Origin of the sequence: Halobacillus hunanensis (assembly GCF_900166655.1) — a bacterium.
GTDB classification, from domain to species: domain Bacteria; phylum Bacillota; class Bacilli; order Bacillales; family Halobacillaceae; genus Halobacillus_A; species Halobacillus_A hunanensis.
In genome coordinates, this window is record NZ_FVZB01000007.1 from 1,055,812 (window position 1) to 1,073,830 (window position 18,019).

At 40.7% G+C, this 18,019-nt stretch carries 22 protein-coding genes; 2 read left to right on the forward strand and 20 right to left on the reverse strand.

Features of this window, described 5'->3' with window-relative positions; genetic code table 11:
- The 15 genes from B5354_RS18060 to B5354_RS18130 form a co-directional block, all read right to left on the reverse strand.
- The gene (locus B5354_RS18060; protein WP_079530182.1) at nucleotides 1-411 is read right to left on the reverse strand and encodes a stage V sporulation protein AB; all 411 of its coding nucleotides are present in this window, start codon (nucleotides 409-411) and stop codon (nucleotides 1-3) included.
- On the reverse strand, nucleotides 398-1,015 hold the full coding sequence (locus tag B5354_RS18065; RefSeq protein WP_079530183.1) for a stage V sporulation protein AA: 618 nt from the start codon (nucleotides 1,013-1,015) through the stop codon (nucleotides 398-400). The genes B5354_RS18060 and B5354_RS18065 overlap by 14 nt, the downstream gene beginning before the upstream one ends.
- Nucleotides 1,016-1,135: 120 nt before the next feature.
- Nucleotides 1,136-1,879, reverse strand: coding sequence for an RNA polymerase sporulation sigma factor SigF (gene sigF / locus B5354_RS18070; RefSeq protein WP_079530184.1), 744 nt, complete (start codon nucleotides 1,877-1,879; stop codon nucleotides 1,136-1,138).
- A 10-nt stretch (nucleotides 1,880-1,889) separates the two neighbouring features.
- Nucleotides 1,890-2,330 carry an anti-sigma F factor gene (spoIIAB, locus tag B5354_RS18075; protein WP_079530185.1) on the reverse strand — a complete coding sequence of 147 codons (441 nt, stop codon included), beginning with the start codon at nucleotides 2,328-2,330 and terminating at the stop codon, nucleotides 1,890-1,892.
- A complete protein-coding gene (gene spoIIAA / locus B5354_RS18080) occupies nucleotides 2,327-2,680 on the reverse strand; it encodes an anti-sigma F factor antagonist (protein ID WP_079530186.1) in 354 nt (117 codons plus the stop codon). Before spoIIAA ends, spoIIAB begins: the two co-directional genes overlap by 4 nt.
- A 92-nt stretch (nucleotides 2,681-2,772) precedes the next feature.
- Nucleotides 2,773-3,945: a D-alanyl-D-alanine carboxypeptidase family protein gene (locus B5354_RS18085; RefSeq protein ID WP_079530187.1), complete on the reverse strand. Its 1,173-nt coding sequence runs from the start codon at nucleotides 3,943-3,945 to the stop codon at nucleotides 2,773-2,775.
- A gap of 125 nt (nucleotides 3,946-4,070) precedes the next feature.
- Complete coding sequence (locus B5354_RS18090; protein ID WP_079530188.1) at nucleotides 4,071-5,372, reverse strand: pyrimidine-nucleoside phosphorylase; 1,302 nt, start codon at nucleotides 5,370-5,372, stop codon at nucleotides 4,071-4,073.
- 17 nt (nucleotides 5,373-5,389) lie between these two features.
- Nucleotides 5,390-6,211 (reverse strand): purine-nucleoside phosphorylase, encoded by an 822-nt coding sequence (locus B5354_RS18095; RefSeq protein ID WP_079530189.1) that lies wholly within the window; start codon nucleotides 6,209-6,211, stop codon nucleotides 5,390-5,392.
- A gap of 11 nt (nucleotides 6,212-6,222) precedes the next feature.
- Nucleotides 6,223-7,401: a phosphopentomutase gene (gene deoB, locus B5354_RS18100; RefSeq protein ID WP_079530190.1), complete on the reverse strand. Its 1,179-nt coding sequence runs from the start codon at nucleotides 7,399-7,401 to the stop codon at nucleotides 6,223-6,225.
- Nucleotides 7,402-7,496: 95 nt separating this feature from the next.
- Nucleotides 7,497-8,384 (reverse strand): site-specific tyrosine recombinase XerD, encoded by an 888-nt coding sequence (gene xerD / locus B5354_RS18105; protein ID WP_079530191.1) that lies wholly within the window; start codon nucleotides 8,382-8,384, stop codon nucleotides 7,497-7,499.
- A gap of 4 nt (nucleotides 8,385-8,388) precedes the next feature.
- A complete protein-coding gene (locus tag B5354_RS18110) occupies nucleotides 8,389-8,607 on the reverse strand; it encodes a YqzK family protein (protein WP_079530192.1) in 219 nt (72 codons plus the stop codon).
- A 241-nt stretch (nucleotides 8,608-8,848) separates the two neighbouring features.
- On the reverse strand, nucleotides 8,849-9,313 hold the full coding sequence (fur, locus tag B5354_RS18115) for a ferric iron uptake transcriptional regulator (RefSeq protein WP_079530193.1): 465 nt from the start codon (nucleotides 9,311-9,313) through the stop codon (nucleotides 8,849-8,851).
- A gap of 111 nt (nucleotides 9,314-9,424) precedes the next feature.
- Nucleotides 9,425-10,063 carry a stage II sporulation protein M gene (gene spoIIM / locus B5354_RS18120; protein ID WP_079530194.1) on the reverse strand — a complete coding sequence of 213 codons (639 nt, stop codon included), beginning with the start codon at nucleotides 10,061-10,063 and terminating at the stop codon, nucleotides 9,425-9,427.
- Between the two features lie 69 nt (nucleotides 10,064-10,132).
- Entirely contained in the window at nucleotides 10,133-11,311 is a 1,179-nt protein-coding gene (locus B5354_RS18125; protein ID WP_079530195.1) for an endonuclease Q family protein, read from the reverse strand.
- Nucleotides 11,308-11,856, reverse strand: a complete 549-nt coding sequence (locus B5354_RS18130) for an NUDIX hydrolase (protein ID WP_217700255.1) — start codon at nucleotides 11,854-11,856, stop codon at nucleotides 11,308-11,310. The genes B5354_RS18125 and B5354_RS18130 overlap by 4 nt, the downstream gene beginning before the upstream one ends.
- 100 nt (nucleotides 11,857-11,956) lie before the next feature.
- Here B5354_RS18130 and B5354_RS18135 point away from each other — a divergent pair, with 100 nt between their 5' ends.
- Nucleotides 11,957-12,877: an aldo/keto reductase gene (locus B5354_RS18135; RefSeq protein WP_079530197.1), complete on the forward strand. Its 921-nt coding sequence runs from the start codon at nucleotides 11,957-11,959 to the stop codon at nucleotides 12,875-12,877.
- A gap of 47 nt (nucleotides 12,878-12,924) precedes the next feature.
- Here B5354_RS18135 and B5354_RS18140 read toward each other — a convergent pair whose 3' ends face one another.
- The 5 genes from B5354_RS18140 to B5354_RS18160 form a co-directional block, all read right to left on the reverse strand.
- Nucleotides 12,925-13,149, reverse strand: coding sequence for a YqkE family protein (locus B5354_RS18140; RefSeq protein WP_079530198.1), 225 nt, complete (start codon nucleotides 13,147-13,149; stop codon nucleotides 12,925-12,927).
- A complete protein-coding gene (locus B5354_RS18145; protein WP_079530199.1) occupies nucleotides 13,146-13,484 on the reverse strand; it encodes an iron-sulfur cluster biosynthesis family protein in 339 nt (112 codons plus the stop codon). The genes B5354_RS18140 and B5354_RS18145 overlap by 4 nt, the downstream gene beginning before the upstream one ends.
- 141 nt (nucleotides 13,485-13,625) lie before the next feature.
- Nucleotides 13,626-14,420, reverse strand: coding sequence for an SDR family NAD(P)-dependent oxidoreductase (locus B5354_RS18150; protein WP_079530200.1), 795 nt, complete (start codon nucleotides 14,418-14,420; stop codon nucleotides 13,626-13,628).
- A 4-nt stretch (nucleotides 14,421-14,424) separates the two neighbouring features.
- Nucleotides 14,425-15,390, reverse strand: a complete 966-nt coding sequence (locus B5354_RS18155; protein WP_079530201.1) for an MBL fold metallo-hydrolase — start codon at nucleotides 15,388-15,390, stop codon at nucleotides 14,425-14,427.
- Nucleotides 15,391-15,494: 104 nt separating this feature from the next.
- Nucleotides 15,495-17,111 (reverse strand): M20/M25/M40 family metallo-hydrolase, encoded by a 1,617-nt coding sequence (locus tag B5354_RS18160; RefSeq protein ID WP_079530202.1) that lies wholly within the window; start codon nucleotides 17,109-17,111, stop codon nucleotides 15,495-15,497.
- An 82-nt stretch (nucleotides 17,112-17,193) separates the two neighbouring features.
- Here B5354_RS18160 and B5354_RS18165 point away from each other — a divergent pair, with 82 nt between their 5' ends.
- The gene (locus tag B5354_RS18165; RefSeq protein ID WP_079530203.1) at nucleotides 17,194-17,937 is read left to right on the forward strand and encodes a glycerophosphodiester phosphodiesterase; all 744 of its coding nucleotides are present in this window, start codon (nucleotides 17,194-17,196) and stop codon (nucleotides 17,935-17,937) included.
- Nucleotides 17,938-18,019 lie beyond the last annotated feature (82 nt).

Below are 18,019 nucleotides of genomic sequence, written 5' to 3' on the forward strand. Positions count from 1 at the left end.
TTAACGTACAAAAATCACCCATTGAAATAGAGAGCCCGCGATTTTACCTAAGGCAAATGCCATAAGCAGGGGGAACAAGTACACTTCCACTCCAATCCGTTTAAACAACAAGGGAAACACATTAATAACCTCTGTTAATGCCGCAGCCAGTAAACCAATAAATATTCCATGAAACAACCCCCAGATGATCAGTCCAATAATAGGAATGCTAATGGAAAGGTCACCAAAAGATAGGTAGATCCCGAAAAAGACACCAGTCAAGATTGCTCCTTCGTACCACCGAATTTTAGATATAGAACGACTAAGCTGCATTAAACGTGGTACTACACCTAAAACGGTCAGAAAGGCTACAAATCCTGTTCCTACAGCAAAACCGGACGCAAGTCCAATAACCGCTTCAATGATCCTCATCTTTCTCCACCTTATTCTCATTTATGGCTACGTAGTGATCCAAGTCTTCTTGATATTTAAATACTTCTACTTCCATAGGGTTAGGCTCCTCATTGAATTTCTTATGGAACCAATGATTAAAAAACAAAATCATGCCCAACCCTAATCCTATAGAATAAGGGACCTGAATCCACAGAGGGTGCTCTTTCTCTTCCCCTGTTAACATGAAATGCAGCTTTTGTTGAACATCCTCCATACTGACATCGTAATGAAAGTTCATAATCGTCATGGCAGCTCCTATAAACAGAAGTAACCAAATTGCGGCAATTAAGATTAGAGAAGGTTTCTTCGCCGGCTTCTTGTCTACATGAACCACGCATTGATTCGGTCCTAAGATTTCAAGTTCAATATGAGGAAATCGCTGGAGAATAAGTTCAATTAAAGGATGAATATCAATGATGACAATATTTTTATCCTTCTCCTTTATGCTATAAATGGCCATACTTTCAATGATTTGCTTATAACTGCTTGAACCGGCCACCTTTGCCACATCTTTGACACGAACTACATGATTGGTTGAGACACGAATTGACTGCCTCATTCGGATATATACAGGAGTAGCCATTTGTTGTACGCCTCCCCCGAAAGATTTCTTTTGTTAGTATGTGTGAAATAAAAAGAATCATACAAAAAAAGCTACGCACGAAAGCGTAACTTTTTTCTTTAACTTATAGACAAAAGTTATTTATTCATTCATGGTTTCTTTCATATGCTCAAGAATTTTCTTTTCCAATCTTGAGACTTGTACTTGGGATATACCCAATCTTTCAGCAACTTCGCTCTGAGTTTGATCTTTAAAATAACGCAAATAAATTATTAAGCGTTCCCGTTTTTCAAGTTTATTCATCATATCATGGAGTGTTAAATGCTCAAACCAGTGGGAATCTTCTTCAGCAATCTGATCCACAAGTGTGATCGGATCACCTTCACTTTCATAGACCGTTTCATAAATGGATTGAGGGGACCGGCCCGCTTCTTCTGCTTGAACAACATCCTCTGCCGTGAGATCGAGAGAATCCGCTATCTCATTTACCGTTGGAGATCTCCCTAATTCCTTCAACAGCTCTTCTTTTTTTCCACGCACTTTATGGTACGTTTCCTTTAAACTTCGACTGACTTTCACACTACCATCATCTCTAATAAACCGTTGAATTTCACCGATAATCATAGGAACGGCGTACGTTGAAAATTTCACCTCATAACTAAGGTCAAATTTATCGACTGATTTCAATAAGCCAATACAGCCAATCTGGTACAAATCATCAGGGTCATAACCTCGCCTTAAATATCGTTGCACAACCGACCATACAAGCCTGGTATTGCGCTCAACTAAATAATGCCTTGCCTCTTGGTCTCCGGATTGACTCTTTTTTATTAACTCCCTTACTTCTTTATCGGATAGACGTTCTTTAGTAATATCTGTTTTCATACTCATCGCCCTAATTAGCCAGTGCTCTTGTTGACGTGAGTTGTTTTACCATCCGGATGGTCGTGCCTTCCCCTTCATCTGATTTGATTTCGACTCTATCCATGAAATTCTCCATGATGGTAAATCCCATACCTGATCGTTCCCACTCGGGTTTCGAAGTAAAGAGGGGCTCTCGGGCTTGTTCGATATCTGTCATTCCAATCCCATTATCTTTAATGATGATTTCGATCTGTTCATCTTCCATCGCACACTCGAGAGTTACGGTTTGATCAGGTTTATCTTCATAACCATGAATAATCGCATTCGTAACAGCTTCTGATACAACTGTTTTTATGTCGGTGAGCTCATCCATAGTAGGGTTCATTTGACTAATAAAGGCAGCTACAGAAATTCGTGCGAGCGATTCGTTTTGGCTAACGCTTAAAAACTCGATTTTCATATGATTTTTCATGACGCCACCCCCAGCATCTGCAAAGCAAAGTCTTCATTGTCAACCAATTTAACGATTTTAAACATTCCGGAAAGATCAAATAACCTGCGCACTTCTGGAGAAATGGAACAGATCACCATTTCACTGCCTGCTGCCTGAATTTCTTTATATCGTCCAAGCATGACACCTAGACCAGAACTGTCCATAAACGATAATTTTTCTAAATTAACAATTACATTCCCTACATTATTCTGGGCAAGCTGTGCCTGCCATTCTTCACGAAGACTTGTCGCCTCGTGATGATCCAGTTCTCCAGCTAACCTGACGAGCAGCACATTCTCTATTACAGCAAAATCTACATGAAGACTCAAGTTCTCTTCCTCCTCTATCTTTTAGAGTCACTTAAGTCTTTCGTAGATTTCTTTGCTTTTTCCTTCTTCAAAACAATACTAGTGGCATATCGCTAAAACTTCTGAAAACTCGTCAAATTTCTGAAAGAGCGTTCGAACAACTCTAAAACATTTGCACGCGTAATCGGCTTTGTAGCCTCTAATCTGACTTTTGTTACTTCCTGTCCATTATTTGTAATTACAACCCATCCGAAGTGATCTCCTTTTTCGACTGGCAGATCTAGTGACTTACGAACCTTAAGTGTTGCTTTATAATTTCCTTTTGGTTGATTCTTTTTCTTTAGGACGACGACATCTTTTTCAGGTGCTAGAGGTAGGACTTTTGGTGTCCCTCTCGTAGTTTTCACTGAATGAAGAACATCATTATTCGCAAAAAGTTGAACCCCTTCATACTGACTAAACCCGTAATCGAGCATGCTCGTTACATCAGCATTACGTTTCTTCGGAGTTTCAGCTCCCATAACAACGGCAATCATATGAAGATCACCTTTCTTCGCAGAAGCTGTAAGGCAGTATTTTGCTTTATCTGTATAACCTGTTTTTAATCCGTCAACTCCAGGGTATGATTTAATCAGCTTGTTAGTATTCACGAGCCAAAATTCATTTTCCTGTCCTTTACGTAAATAATCCTCATAGGTGCTCGTATATTCTGTAATCTTCTCATGTAATAACAGTTCTCGTGCCATCACGGCCATGTCTCTTGCCGTACTATAATGTCCTTCTGCAGGAAGGCCTGTCGGATTTTCAAAGTGAGTATTTTTCAATCCCAAACTTTTTGCCTTTTTGTTCATCTGTTTGACAAAAGCTTTTTCACTGCCGGCAATTCGTTCAGCCATAGCAACACTTGCATCGTTCCCAGAGGCAATGGCAATGCCTTTGATAAGATCCTTGACAGTCATTTCTTCCCCAGCTTCAAGAAATATCTGGGATCCTCCCATCGATGCTGCGTTCTCACTGACTGTGACTTTTTCGTCTAATGAAATATTACCTTTCTCAAGCTCCTCCATGATCAGGAGAAGAGTCATAATTTTGGTCATACTGGCTGGGGGCAATTTTTTGTCTGCCTGCTTTTCGTATAACGTCATTCCACTGTTTTTCTCCATCAAAATAGCGGATGGTGCCGATTTAACCAGATCTTCAGCTGTTTCCTCTGCGTGTGCGTAGCTTGGTGTATACAACACTCCTAAAACAGTGATACATATTAGTAAGCTGAGCAATCGTTTCATATGTTTCCCACCTTCTTCTTTAAGTGTTCCTATATTTCCCTGTATGAACACTTCTATACGGTATATAGGACGTAAAAAAGAACCCTGCCGAGATGGCTAGGGTTCTTACCTATAACTTATTGTCGTTATTTGATAACTTTATGAATCAATTGAGGAGCTTCTACTTTTTTATCCGAGATCACATAAGCTTGTTTAACTTTTTTGATCGATGAATCAGGATTCTTATCATCACTATGAAGAACCACTAATGTTTCGCCTGCTTTTACTTGGTCACCGATTTTTTTCTTTAGTGTAATTCCGACACCGTGATTGATCAAATCATCTTTGGTAGACCGTCCAGCACCCAAATACATGGCTGCTACACCAATAGACTCTGCATCAATTTCAGCTATATATCCATTCTGTTCTGCGGTCACTTCAATGTGGTGTGAGGAACTAGGCAGTTTAGTTAAGTCATCCACCATAGACAGATCGCCATTTTGGGCTTGAATAAAGCCTCTAAAGGCCTCGAACGCCTTCCCATTTTCTAGATTTTCCTCTAGTGTTTCGTAAGCCTCTTCGTAACTTGAAAAGACTTCAGCGAGAACCGTCATATGAGAAGCCAATTCCAAAGATAGCTTTCTTAAATCTTCTACCTTTTCCCCTTGAAGGATTTCAGCCGCTTCTCTGATTTCGTTAGCATTCCCTACTTCAAATCCAAGCGGCTGGTTCATATCACTGATTACAGCAACTGTATTTCTGCCGAGATTGTTACCGATATTCACCATTTCACGAGCAAGTGACTCAGAATCTTCTAGCGTTTTCATAAAAGCGCCACTGCCAGTTTTAACATCAAGCACAATGCTATCTGCTCCGGAGGCTAATTTTTTACTCATGATCGAGCCAGCAATGAGCGGCAATGAATCAACCGTGCCTATAACATCCCTGAGCGCGTATAATTTCTTATCAGCAGGGGCAAGGTTCCCGGTTTGACCAGCTACAGCTAATTTATGTTCATTTACGTTGTTAATAAATTCTTCCTTTTCCATTTCAATCTTCAGACCCTTAATGGATTCCAGTTTATCAAGGGTACCTCCTGTATGACCAAGCCCACGACCCGACATTTTAGCTACAGGCACACCGACTGAGGCTACGAGGGGGCCGACAATAAAGGTAACTTTATCACCAACGCCCCCTGTAGAATGTTTATCCACCTTATGGCCATTTATCGCCGAGAGATCAATGGTTTCCCCAGAATCTACCATCGCTTGAGTTAAGGTGGCGGTCTCTTCCTGTGTCATTCCTTGAAAATAAATGGCCATAGTAAAAGCAGCCGCCTGATAGTCAGGAATATCCCCTTTCGTGTATCCCTCAATAAAGTAATCAATCTCCTGCTTGGTTAACTCTCCACCATCTCTTTTTTTTACAATGATGTCGTACATTCTCATATTGTCCACCCCTATTTTTATGCTGGTAATGTTTTTAGTAAATCTTTTACAAACCCGAGAAAGTCCTCTCTTACTTTGGCAGTTGTTTCAATAACTTCATCATGGGTTAGAGGCTGATCTAAGATCCCTGCAGCCATATTCGAGATACAGGAAATGCCCAGAACTCGAATGCCCATATGATTCGCTACAATAACTTCCGGAACGGTTGACATACCAACTGCATCTCCTCCAAGGGTGCGGATCATCCGAACTTCAGCTGCCGTTTCGTAAGCAGGACCTGTATTTCCTACGTAAACGCCTTTTTGAATGTTCAAATTTAGCCGTTCAGCACTTTGCTCAGCATGGTGAATTAATGCACGATCGTAAGCTTCAGACATGTCAGGAAAACGGGGGCCTAATTCTTCATCATTAACTCCCATTAACGGATTGTCTCCCATGTTGTTAATATGGTCAGTGATAACCATTAGGTTGCCAGCCTCAAATGATTGATTTACTCCACCCGCTGCGTTTGTAACAAACAATGTTTCCACTCCTAGTTCTTTCATGACGCGAACAGGAAATGTTACTTGCTTCATATCATATCCCTCATAATAGTGGAACCGCCCTTGCATAGCGATAACTTGACGGCCTTCAAGCTGGCCAATGACCAGCTGGCCTTTGTGGCCGGATACAGTTGATTCTGGAAAATGCGGGATCTCTTTATATGAAATCATGGTTGGATTTTCTATTTCATCGGCAAGCACGCCTAATCCTGACCCCAAAATAAGCCCTACTGTTGGTTCAACCTCTACCTTCTCCTGTATAAATGCTGCTGCTTCTTGACTTTCTTGTCTCATCATTGATTCTCCCCCTACTGAATATTTTTTAAGAAACTCTTTCCATGCTTCGGCATGTCAACTGAAAAGTTCTCTGCGACCGTTGCCCCGATATCAGCAAATGTCTGACGTTGTTCAAGCTCTTTCCCCTCATTTATACGATTGTGATAAACAAGCAATGGTACTAGTTCCCTTGTATGGTCTGTACCATGATGAATAGGATCATTGCCATGGTCAGCAGTAATAATTAATAAATCGTCATCATCAAGCTTATTGAGCACTTCTGGAAGACGGGCATCGTAGGCTTCAAGTGCCTCGCCATAACCTTTCGGATCGCGGCGATGGCCAAACTTAGCATCGAAATCCACTAGGTTCAAGAAGTTTAAACCAGTAAAGTTCTGGTCCATAGAGGCAACCAGCTGGTCCATGCCATCCATGTTATGTTTTGTGCGAATCGCTTCAGTGACACCTTCTCCATCATAAATATCAGATATTTTGCCTAAGGCAATGACATCATAATCAGCATCTTCTAACTCATTCATAACTGTTCTTCCGAAAGGCTTTAAAGCATAATCATGACGGTTTGACGTTCTTTCAAATTCCCCTGGTTTACCGATAAATGGCCGTGCGATCACCCGCCCTACCATATATTCATCAGCTTTAGTCAATTCACGTGCGTACTCACAAATTTCATAAAGTTCTTCCAACGGAACTACCTCTTCATGGGCAGCAATTTGCAGAACAGAATCAGCGGAAGTATAAACGATTAGATCGCCTGTATTTAAGTGGTGCTCCCCTAATTCTTTTATAATCTCAGTTCCTGAAGCTGGTTTGTTTCCAACAATCCCGCGTCCTGTTTTAGTCTTGATCTTATCGAGCAGTTCATCAGGAAAACCAGCTGGAAAAGTACGGAATGGCTGATCGATATACAGCCCCATGATCTCCCAATGTCCTGTCATCGTGTCCTTTCCGTTCGAGGCTTCTACCATAGTTGTATAATGTGCAGTTGGAGCGCTCACCTGGTTAATTCCTTGAACTGGTGCAATATTTCCAAGCCCCAGTCTCTCCATATTCGGCATGGTTAACCCATTCATATGTTCGGCAATGTGTCCGAGAGTATGGGCCCCTTTATCATTGAATTCGCCAGCATCTGGTGCCTCACCAATTCCAACTGAATCCATAACAATTAAAAATACTCTTTTAAATGATTTCATTATGTCATACCTCCTGAAATTTATTGTCTCAACTTCGCGCAAAACTATCTACCAAATAAAGATGTAGGATGTCAGACAACTAAAAACAAAAAAGATTACGCCCGTGGGTGAAACGAGCGATAAACATCGTTAAGCCTTGTTTTGGTAACATGTGTATAAACTTGAGTCGTTGAAATATCCGCATGTCCAAGCATTTCCTGAACAGCTCGTAAATCGGCGCCATTTTCAAGTAAATGAGTAGCAAACGAATGACGTAAAGTGTGCGGGGTTATTTCTTTATTGACTCCCGCTTCAACAGCAACCGCTTTCAATATTTTCCAAAATCCTTGTCTTGACAATGGTTTTCCATGATGATTGACAAACAACTCGTCAACCTTTTTGTGTTTAACCAATTTCCCTCGCGAACTATCCAAGTAACTTTCTACAGCTGCTTTAGCGAGTTCACCAAGTGGAATGATCCTCTCCTTAGACCCTTTTCCCATACAGCGAACGAACCCCATGGTTAAATGCAGATCGCTTACTTTTAATGTGATAAGCTCTGTGACACGCAATCCTGTGGCATAAAGCATTTCGAGCATTGCCTTATTTCTGGATGACAGCGGATCATGAGCTCTTATATTCAGAAGCTTCTCTACATCTTCTGAAGAAAGAATTTTAGGAAGTCTGCGCTCCTTCTTCGGTGTCTCTATATGTAAGCTGGGATCCTGATTAGACACTTTTTCCCGAACCAGAAACTGATGAAAGAGCCGAATCGAAGAAAGCAAACGTGCTAGTGTTGCAGACGAACGACCTTTGTCATTTAGTTCATACAAATATTTCATGATATGAGCACGAGAAACATAGTCCCAATCAGTTATATTTTCCTTCGTTTGTAAAAAAGTTTGGTATTGTTGTAAATCCCGTTGATAAGACTGTATCGTATTTGGAGATAATCCTCGTTCTACAGTTAAAAAGTGATAGAAATCCTCCAAAGCAAATTTCATGCTCCTACTCTCCTAATCGAAAGAAAATTGAAAGCCGATCTGTCCATTCTGATTCTAGTGGACTGGCAACCTTAACAGCTGTACCGTCAGGCGGATCATAACGGTGCTGCCGCTCATACTCCTGATGTATCATTCGTATGGCTGCATAAAAAACACAGGTACATACAGTAAATACAATAAGAACCTTTATTAAATCCTGAAAGCTTCGTTTGATCTTAGACATAGTTGTCCCCCTTATTGTACAACCTTTTATAACAGGGTATGCCTAAAATCAATGCAAATATACATAAGATTTCCATCTATACTTCAAACCTACATGATTTTTATTTATTTGTAAATAGAAAGGCACAGGAACGTCAATGAACCTTACGATTCCCCAAGCGATCGTCATACCTCGACCTAAATAGGTAAAACCGCTATAAAGATAGATTCATAGCGGCTTCATTGGATTCAATTTCATTCACTTAAGAAGAACTGTTTGCAGGTATAACAGTTTCCTGGCAGACACGACAAATCCCATGAAAAGTTAGACGATGGTCTTTAACTTGAAATTTCCATTGCCCTTCTATCAACTTCTCTACATCACCCAATAAATCCTCTTCAATTTCTTCTACAGATCCACATTCAATACAGACGAGATGATGATGAAAATGCTCAGCCCCTTCTTTACGAAGGTCGTAGCGTGATACTCCATCACCAAAGTTTATTTTATCCACAACCTTAAGCTCAGAAAGTAATTCTAGGGTACGATATACCGTAGCAAGACCAATCTCAGGCGCTTTCTCTTTTACGAGGAGGTAAACGTCTTCGGCACTTAAATGATCTTCTTCATTTTCCAGAAGCACTCTCACTGTGGCTTCTCGTTGTGGCGTCAGTTTATAACTTTGGGAATGTAATTGCTTCTTTATACGTTCAATGCGATGCTCCATCTCGTTCGTCCCTCCCTCGTAATTCCAATTTCATTATAAGCAGAGACAGAACGAGTGTCAAATTAAAATAATTATAAAGTGTTAATGATAATCATTCTAAATAACTATTTATTAGTTGTATATCCATTTTACCACTACTTCAAGAATGGGGTTCGCAATAAATACCTCTACAACCGAAGCTCCCATTAAGATTACTAAAAGCACGCCAAACATGGCACTGTAGCGAGCAAAAGCCTGGATAATCGGTTGATGAACCCGGCGAATAAACAGTTGTTTGCACAAGGTTAGTGAGAAAATCAGCGCCAGCGCCCCTGCGACTAAATAGACAGGAATAATCAATAAATTTTGCGGGGCAATGGAAGCCGAAGAGAGCAGCAACCCATACCAGCCCATTTGATTGACGAGAAATCCTACAGAGAATCCAACGACAAGGCCTTTGATAAACAAAAGAACTGTAATAATCGGCATGCCTACGATCGAAATCCCCAACAAAAAAAGTAACAGCATATATTTAATATGATAGAGGATACTGTCCCTTAAAAGTGTCGATTTGGACTGGCCTTCTGCCCCTATCATTTGTTCAAAGAATTGCTTTAAATAAAAAAACAAATCCTGTTTTTGAACGAAATTCATACTGTTGACAATCACAGCCCCAAAAATCATACCCATGATAAATAGAACGAAAATAAACACGAATATGCTCATATGATTATTAACATCTTTTCTTACCATTTTTGCGCCCTGTCGCATGGATTCTCATCCTTTCTCATAAACGATCTATGATTAATCTATGATGAAAGAATGGAAAATAGACCAGGTTTACGAGAGTTTTGGCTGTACTTTTCCGTACACCCCTCCTCCTCCTTCCGCAATAGTCAAATCACCTGCTCTCATGGCGAGAATGGAAGCTGCTACGTCCTTAGGTACAATCTCTATCATTTCTTCAAAGCTTGCTTCATGAATGATAGACATTTCTGTCCCAAAGGCATCCAATATTTTTTCATACGTCTTCTTCCCGACTCCCGGTAGATAGTCCAAAGGAACTTGATAGATATAGTCAGGGCGGGCCGGGAGAGCAGTATCGTTGGTACTCAATTCTTCAATTCGATCTGCTACACCTTTCACCATCTTTCTTGATCCACACGCTTCACAAGACCTGTCATCAGGAGAACCAGGATGGAAGCAAGCGGCACAAACTGTTCTGTGATATTTGCCCAATTTTGGATTCATGCCGAAGTTTTTTCTAATGCCTCTGTCATCTGACTGTCTAAGGGCTTTGCCAAATTCTAAAAAAGTAGGTTCTTTCACCTCGACAAGCTGATATTCTCTTGCCAGTCTGATCGCTGAATGAGCATCTGAATTTGTAACAAAGGGATACTCATGAAGTTCTTCAATTTGATCAGCCATGTCGGAATCAGAACTGAGTCCCAGTTCAATTCCATCTATAAGGTCAGGGTGAAATACTTCTTTTAGACTATTCTTTACTCCTTTGCCATACATACTCTTAAATGGGGTAAATACATGGGCTGGAATGAACCATCCTCCATGAGAATGAACATATTCTTGCAGTTCTCTTCCTGTTCCGTAGAATCGCTGTGAACTTAAGTTGATATTGGTCATCTTATAAGATATCCAATCCGTGAAGGCCTTCATTTTCTCAAGGGATGGAAAATAACAAAGCACGTGAATCGGCCCATTGCAGGCCGCATCATAAATTTCAATTTCAGAGCCGAGAATTAGCACTGTTTCTTCAAAACGAATCCCGCCATCTTTAAGTTCTTCAGCACCGCCTTCCTTTATCAGGTAAACAAGTTCCTCCTGCACAGCTGGAACATGAGCATCAATTACCCCCACAATATCAAGCCCTTTTCTCCTACTGGCTTCCTCAAGAATAGCTGTGATTGTCAATGACTTTGATCCGGTAATTTTCACAGGATTTCCATGCCAATCACATCCTACATGAACATGAAGATCGACGAAACATTCTTGTAAGTTCATATAGCTGTTCCTTTCAGTTTTAAATAGAGTAATGCATAAGCTGTCTTGGCATCGTGAATTCGCTGCTCATTGGCAAGCTGTTCCGCTTCTGCTAACGTCAACTCCCTCATTTCAACAAACTCATCATCATCTAAATCTGCCATTTCTTTTAGCGGCTTCAGTTGGTCTGTATAATAGAGGTGTACAAGCTCATCAGCAAACCCTGGGGACGTATAAAAGGAAGTGATTAATTCCAATTGATCTGTAGAGTAACCTGTTTCTTCCTCTAGTTCACGTAACGCGGTCACTTCCGGCTTTTCTCCGCTCTCAAGCTTTCCTGCTGGGATTTCGAAAATGCTCTTTTCAAGCGCTTTACGATATTGTTCTACAAATACAATTTTACCTTCTTCCGTTAAGGCTATAATGGCTACAGCCCCTGGATGTTTAATTAATTCCCGTTTGGATGTTTGTCCATCGGGTAAAGTAACACTATCAACTTGTAATTGTACGATCTTACCTTTATATATAATTTCTGTGTGAGTTGTTTTTTCTTCAAATTTATTCAAAATCTTGGTCATCCTCTCTTCTATCTTTATGTTAGTTTAACATAGAGGGAAATATACTCTGCAAAACTATATCATCTACATTAATTGAAAGGGAGATAATATGAATAAACGTCAACTAGGAACTTCCAATTTATATGTTTCGGAAATCAGCTTAGGCTGTATGTCACTTGGACAGGATAAACACCACGCTAAATCCATTATAGACAAGGCTTTAGATGCTGGGATTAACTACTTAGATACAGCCGACCTTTATGATTTCGGTATGAATGAAGAAATAATAGGTGAGGCCATTCAAGGCCGCAGAGAGGATCTACTGCTTGGCACAAAAGCAGGCAACCATTTCAAGCAAGGAGAAGAAGGATGGTCATGGGATCCGTCTAAGTCTCATATCAAAACGGCCGTCAAAGACAGCCTGCAGCGTTTGAAAACAGATTATATTGATCTATACCAGCTGCACGGAGGCACTATTGATGACCCAATTAATGAAACGATTGAAGCGTTTGAAGAGTTAAAACAAGAAGGGTTGATTCGTGAATACGGTATTTCTTCTATTCGACCGAATGTAATCCGGGAGTATGTGGAAAAATCAAATATAGTCAGCGTGATGATGCAATATAATGCATTAGACAGAAGGCCTGAAGAAGGGATTCTTGATCTCTTGAAAGATAATCAGATCAGTGTTTTAGCACGGGGGCCACTTGCAAAAGGTATGCTCTCCTCTGAAGGAAAAGAAGTAGCCCGAATGAAAGCTAAAGACGGATTTCTGGATTACAGTTATGATGAAGTACTCACCATTTCAGAGAAATGGCAACAGTTGGCGAATGACAAACGTTCAGCATCCGCTCTCGCCCTTGGTTACATTTTACACCACCCCGCTGTAGCTACAACTGTATTTGGTGCAAGTTCCATAGAACAGTTGAACGAGAACCTAAGTTACCTTGAGTCATTACCGCTTACGAAACACTTGTATGAAGACATACAGGCGTTGACAAAGCCCATTACTTACCAGAAGCATCGGTAAACCTTTCCAGGTTAACGAAAAAACGCCCACCTTATAAGGATGGGCGTTTATTTCTTAAACGATTTCCAATCAAGTTCACTTTCATTTAGCAGTTGTTCGAAACTTTTGTTTTCTTCTTTTCTTTTTCTTTCCTCCGCTCTCCGCAGCTGCTCTTGTTCCAGCTTTTCTTCTTCTACATGTTTGAGCTCAGACTTTTTGGCTCGAAGCTTATCAAGAACATCCTGATTAAGATGCTCACTAACTGAATCTTGCTGCTTTTTTTTATTACTCATAGCGGCACCTCATTTTTGATTGTACCAGTAGGGATAATTGGATTTAGAATGCCTTCCGGGCTGCTTAAACGAAAGAACCCCTTACTCGTGAAATCCAATTTCATATCAGCTTTAAAAAACGTAGCCTGCTGCCGGTCAATGATCACCTTAAAGTTTTCATTCTCAATTGTTTTATCGGTATCCTCATACATAGTATCCGTTAACCTGACCGTTGGCTGCCCATTTGCTCCGCAGCCTAATCCGTCTGTATCATAAAATAATCGCAGAAATGAATGTTTTCCCTCTTGTAACTGGTCAAGCTGTTGATTTGCGGCATTTGTTATGGTTAACTTCATCTTCTATTCCTCCCACTTGTCTTTATCGTAAGAAAAACGTCTTGGGTTTTGCAATGGATTTGCCTTTAATACCACTTTTTTTATGAACTGAAGGGAGTTCATACAATCACTATAAGGGGAGTCAGCCAAAGAAGAGCTGATTTATTTTTTACTAAATTGCCGTTTAAGAGCATGTTCGACCAGCCCTGGTGCTAATTGATAAGCTTTACTGCCTGAATCCATCCAGGCGGGCAAATTGATTTCTCTACGCGGAGTAAATAACTGTTTTACAACAGTAAGGCCTACCTTATTAGGATCCAGCATCATGTTCTCAACGGCTTTCTCATAACCTCCTGAAGGGTCAGCCGACTTAAAGAAATTAGTTCGTACAGGTCCGAGGTTTACTGAAGTCACATAAACACCGTCTTTTTCAACTTCCATCCGAAGTGCATTTGTAAATCCAATGACCGCATGCTTTGACGCTGAATAAACAGATGATTTGGGAGTAGCTATTTTACCTGCCTGAGAAGCAATATTTATAATGTGTCCTTGCTTTCGACTTAAAAACCTCGGTAAAAGCTGGTGGGTAGTTCTAATGAGTGACTTTACATTTACAGCGAGCATTCGATCAATATCCTGCCATTTCGCTTCAGAAACATAATCAAAAACAGCCATTCCAGCATTATTTATAAGGGCATCTATCGGTCCGTGCTCAAAACAAATCCTATCGATGACGTCTTTCCAGTCAGCATCATTCGATAAGTCCGCCTCATACCAATAGCATGGCACCTCAAACGCCTGTTGAACATGATGTGAAATAATTCGCAGGCGATCTACTGATCGTGCAGCAAGGATTGGAGTACCTCCTCTCCTTGCAACGTGGATAGCTAAATACATTCCGATTCCGCCAGAAGCTCCGGTTATTAGAATTTTTCTCCCTGCTAATTGTCTTTCCATACAATCACCTGTTTACATAATATATTTTTTGTCTATCTTCAATAGTCGTTTGAACGAGTTGCTGGTGTTCTAAATAATCTAGCTGGCCAATCGTTTCTGACATGGTCAATCCGAATTGACTTTCTATCTGTTTCGGAAACAGTTTTTCACAAACTTCATAGGCACATAAAGGCCTTGATTGAACCATTCCAAGCACTTTATAAGCACGTTCAACCTGTCTGCTTAAACGCCTATGGACAAGGTCCATAACCTGATCAAAAGTCTTACCGTGCCCTGGATAAACGGTATGAACATGATAATCGGCTATCTTTTCCATAGACTCCCTGTATTGTAATAAAGGTCTGGGGCGTTCTTCCCCTTCTATGTAAGAAGGCTCAAGCAATGGATTGGATGAAATATGTGCAAGTAAATGATCTCCTCCCAGTAAAGCACCATCCGTTTCTCTTACGAATGACAAATGTGATTGAGCATGACCGGGAGTTTCAATCACCTGCCAATCCTCATGTCCTGGCAATTGGTCTCCTTCGAGCAATTCTTGTGTCAAGATCCCTTTCGAACTTAGCTTCAAAGGCTTGCGTAACCCCTTCAGGAAACTGAAATACTGTGATGGAACACCGGATTCCACATACATTTTTTCAAAGAACTTTTCATACCTGATGAAGAATTGTTCCTCTCTCTCCAGCCACGGCCGAACTTTAGCATGAGCAGCCACGTTTTGAACTCGAGGTAGATACTCAATGAGCCCCATGTGATCAGGATGATGATGGGTCAGTATAACTTGTTCAATATCCTTTGGACTAAAGCCTAATTGCTTTAATTGTGTCTGTAAAGCCTGCCAGGCCTCATCCGTTTTCACTCCTGCATCCACAAGAGAGAGCAGGTCGCCTGCTATCAAATAAGTATGAACATCGCCGACTGCGTATGGCGTCGGCAATGTAAGTTTGTGTATTGTATCTTTCAGGGTTTTCATAAATCATCCTCCACATAATGAATCACTATTCATTTACTCTTTAATTGTAGCATGATTTAAAAGTACATTCACCAGAATGCACTTCTCATACATTTCTGTGGATTCTAAGACCGAAAAAAGTAGTGAATGGTTTCCGTTACTATTTGGGGAAGTTGCTCAAAACTATAAGGAAGTTGTAATCGTTCTGTCCATTGATGTGCATCCTTGCCCAATGGACCAATGTTAATAATAGGCATCGTCAACGATTCCATGACGTTCGCTGGCAGGTTAAATCCCTTCCCTTGGATCGGCATCTGTCTCAGCAGTTCTTCTAAAGGAGATTGCCGGGAAGCCGGTCCGATGAAACTTAAGTCAGACAAGCCGGGAAAATACTCCTGCTCAGACACAACTACACCAAACTCTTTTTCAGCAAATGAGATCGCCTGTTTAGCAGCCCTTTGAATAAACGGATCCTCACTGGAGGAGACTGCCGGATAAAAAGGCGGACTGTAAAACAGGACAATCATGGGAGTAATGTCTTTACACAAAGAGGCTAATTGCTGGACAAGTAACGTAGAAAAGTCACGATCCCCTTTATCACGCTGTTTGATCAATAAATTTTGCCGCCGCTCCACCTCAGATTTTCCATGACGCTGAACAGCCTCGTTATACAATTGATCGTAAGTGAAAATATGAATCGACGGATCAAACGAGGACGTCTGTGACGTCTGCAAGTAATAAGAGGCCTGTCTAGCATAATGTGAAATAATATTTTTCTTAGCCCTTTCCGCAGCCTGAAGCAATTTATCATTCAGCTCGCTGATGGTTTGCTTCATATAAAGAACGTTATACATCGTCACAGCAGCTTGAGGGGTCTGAACAGAATATTCTTCTTTGAGATCCCGTTGCATTAAACTGATAGGAGGCGGCGTCCTCTCCCCATTCACTTCCTCTATAAACATCTCGTTTAATTCTAATTCTTTTGCCAAATAACTAATCATCAGATTAGCATTCAGACCTCCGAATGGCTCTCCGGCATGAGTTTCTTTTCCATAACATAAAAAACCAGGAAGCACTTTCCCTATAGAGCCAGTGTAAAGGTAATACGATGGATCACCCGGATATTTACTAAACATAGGTTCACCGTTAATAGTTGCCTTATATTCCAAACCCTCTTCCTGTTTGATTTTTTCGAGTACAGGAAGAGCTGTCAGCATGCCTTTCGAATTCACTTCTTCATCCGGAACAGCTAAAAGCAGCAGATTTCCCTCAAATTCACCATTCATCGCCTTTTCAAGTAATGATAAATGAACGACAAGCCCCGCCTTCATATCCATTGTGCCTCGACCAAATAACCAATCACCAGTTTCTAAATCATAAGCAGCATCTTCAGGAAGCTCATCGAGATCTTTCCGAAATTCCTGAGTCAGTTCCTTCGGGTAAAAAGCCAGGTTTTCCCATGAACCATAATCCTGAACAGATACTACATCAGCATGAGAGAGAAGGACAATCGTTTCTTTGGCATCCCCACTTTTCACTAATGCTGTTAGAAGCTGACGTCCATCATCTAACGGATGAAGGGTAAGATGCGATGGGTTGTTTTTATAATAATCATGATCTTCTAAAATATAATATAAGTATTCAAAGATTGCGATTTCGGCTTTAGTCCCTGTAACACTCGGGTACTCCACTAGAGAACAAAGAAGATCGGTTAATTGCTGCTTCGTCTGCCATTTGTTCATATGCTCATACTCCTTTTTTTATTGACTTTTCTTAAAGAATAAACCACAATCAAAACGTAACTACTAGAAGAGGTGACTGTCTATGACCAGAACCATGATTTATGCTCATAGAGGCGCAAGTAAGCTAGCTCCAGAAAATACAATGCCTGCCTATGAAATAGCTAGTGAATCTGGAGCCGATGGACTTGAGATTGATGTTCAGCTGACAAAAGATAACATTCCAGTATTGATTCATGATGAAAATGTACGCCGTACTACCAATGGTACAGGCTTCGTGCAGGATTATACATACGATGAAATAAAGAGATTAGATGCCGGAAGCTGGTTCTCTTCTAAATTTTCTGATTGTTCCATTGTAACACTTGATTACTTTTTGCGCTGGTTTAAGAACCAGTCTATGAAGTTGAATGTTGAGTTAAAAACGAACGTAATTGAATATAAGGACATTGAACAAATGGTCTATGATCGTTTAAGCTTTCATCGGATGCTGGAACACACTGTGATTTCAAGCTTCAATTTATCAAGTGTAGAAAAAGTCACAGCAATTGATCCAAATGTACAAACAGCTTTTCTAACCTCAACTAAAAGACGGCACCTCCCAAAATTTGCCCACACCCACGGAGCTTCCTCCCTGCATGTAAAATACCGTATGCTTGATAAGAATCTTGTGAAACAATGTCATCATCATCGTATGCCCTTACGAGTATACACAGTAAATCGTCCAAGCTGGATGACAAAATGCTTCAAACTCGGTTGTGAAGGTATTTTTACTGATGTCCCGCACGAAGCTGTGGAATATCGAAAGTTATTTGAGTCGAAAAAGTAGTTTTATCCTGTCAAACTCGGAACGAATAGAATATAAACCTGCACAACACCGATAAATGGAAGGGCCTGTTTATCGGTGTTGT